The 2099-nt window shown below is 55.8% G+C and carries 2 protein-coding genes; one reads left to right on the top strand and one right to left on the bottom strand.

What is annotated here, in order from left to right:
* On the bottom strand, positions 1-931 hold a 931-nt coding region (locus tag EOA38_RS34715), incomplete at its 3' end, for a redoxin domain-containing protein (RefSeq protein WP_127301347.1).
* Between the two features lie 255 nt (positions 932-1186).
* Here EOA38_RS34715 and EOA38_RS34710 point away from each other — a divergent pair.
* Positions 1187-1789: a tyrosine-type recombinase/integrase gene (locus EOA38_RS34710; protein ID WP_245480996.1), complete on the top strand. Its 603-nt coding sequence runs from the start codon at positions 1187-1189 to the stop codon at positions 1787-1789.
* Positions 1790-2099 lie beyond the last annotated feature (310 nt).

The raw sequence follows: 2099 nt of genomic DNA, 5'->3' as shown, positions 1-2099 counted from the left end.
ATGTAAGGCCGATCCACGACTTGTTCGGAAATGTAACCTCCGCGAACACACTCAGTTGCCGCTGGAGCTCGTCGAGATCAAAGCCCTGTTGGAAGAGGCGAATTGTTTCGTCGGGGTCAACGAGCACGAAAGTTGGGTAAGCGGATTCCGGGATGTCGTTTGCGAGGGTGACCTTGTCAATGAGCCACCGCAAATCCGATTTCGGGTCGCCTCCGCAGTGAACCACCGCTTCCTTTTGATCGAAGTTGAACTTTGTCGCCCATTGCTTCGCGGTTGTTACCGATGACGGCTTATAACTCCGATCGTCGACCAGCACCGTGAAAAGCGTCAGCTTAAGCTTCGTACCCTTGGTGTTGTTGATATCGGCAATGAAATCGTGCATCCGGCTGGCCGCGAAATTGCACGGGCCACACCACTGCGCGCAGATGTCGATCAGGATCCAATCCTGGCCGGTGCCGTACTTGCTCAGTTTCACATCGTTGCCGGACTGATCGTTGCCGCTGATATCTGCAATCTTGTCCCCGACGCGATATCCGTTGAGAACGGGCAAGGCGAAGAAAGTTGGCACCCCGATGTTCCAGCCCGAGCCGCCAGCGATTTGGGAGTTGTACTGGACCCGCGATGAGTCCGAGTTCCAGTGAGCATAGATGGGTGTCGTGCCTCTTCTCGGCAGCGTTGGTGGATAGGCGTAAAATGGATCTTCTCCGGCGCTCCAACCGTCATGAGCGGCCGGAATGGTGTCTATCTGAAAGCGGTCGCCGGTCCCCGCTCTATGTCGGTAAAAGGGGATCGTTCCCTCTTGCGGGCTGGAATATGCATAGAAGGCGACGGTTTTGTCGTTTCCCCAGCCGTTCTCTCCGGTGATTTGGGTGCCGTAGCGAAAATATGCATTACCTTTTGACTGTACATAAATAGGGACTGCGCCTGTCACTTGAGCACCCCGCCGCTGACGATTACCATCTATAATCGGAAAGGATCGTACTGATACTGCTTAACCTCAACACGCGAAAAATATATTAGCAAGATGATATATTTTAGCTCCTCGGGCACAGGTGCAGGTTTGGTAAACATGGAGTTAAATTATCTAGCCTTATTCATCCCGCCAAAGGCGCCGGTAGCGGATCGTGTGCGCCTGCTCGCCAGTCGGGTGGAATAGTTGCGCGCTCATCCACTCCCGGCTCTTGCATTGCTGGCAGCGCACTTTGTCCATCACTTCGTCGATGGTGACGTTGCCGATCACCTCCCGCAACTCGATCGGCTTGTAGTAGCGCGTGACGTTGCAGCGGGCACAGCGGATGGCGACAACCTCCGCCTTCTGTCCATCGTCGAGAGCGCGGAGCAGACCAGCGACGGCGTCCGCTACAAAGAACCGAAGAGCGGCCGAGCCCGGACTGTAGCATTGTCGGCGGCGACCGTGGCCGAGCTAAAGGCCCACCGCACGCGGCAGGCAGAGGAACAGTTGCGCCTTGGCATCCGACCAGACGCCGACAGTTTCGTGGTCGCCCAGGTCGACGGCTCGCCGCTGCAGCCCCGCTCGCTTACGCATGAATGGATCAGAGTCATTGGCAACACCACCCTGCCGCGCATCCGATTCCACGATCTGCGGCATACTCATGCCACCCAGATGTTGTCGGCCGGCGTTCATCCGAAGGTTGCCAGCGAGCGCCTTGGGCACTCGACGATCGGAATAACGCTCGACCTATATTCGCACGTCATGCCGGGAATGCAGGCGGATGCCGCCGAGGCGGTTGACGCGGCGATCAGGAGCGCGGTAAAGCCCGGTAGGTAAGCTCGTTCGGTAGCAAAATGGTAGCAAAAGCCCAAATGGCCGACGGCAAAACGCCAAAAAAGCTAACGAAAACAAGGCTTGGAGGGATGGCCGAGCGGTTTAAGGCACCGGTCTTGAAAATTAAAATAGGTTTTGGCTTAACGGTTTGAAATATAAAGCAAATATCGTCAGTAAGACATGAATTTCGGCATGATTTCGGCATTTGCACCTTGACCAATGCCGAAACGGGCGCAAGCCCAAAGGATGGGTGGCCGAGTGGTTTAAGGCTCTGGTCTTGAAAACCAGCGTAGGGGCAACTCTACCGTGGGTT

Origin of the sequence: Mesorhizobium sp. M1E.F.Ca.ET.041.01.1.1, from assembly GCF_003997355.1 — a bacterium.
Classification (GTDB): Bacteria; Pseudomonadota; Alphaproteobacteria; order Rhizobiales; family Rhizobiaceae; genus Mesorhizobium.
Note: the sequence above shows the minus strand (reverse complement) of the source record. Positions and strands in the feature narration are given on the sequence as shown.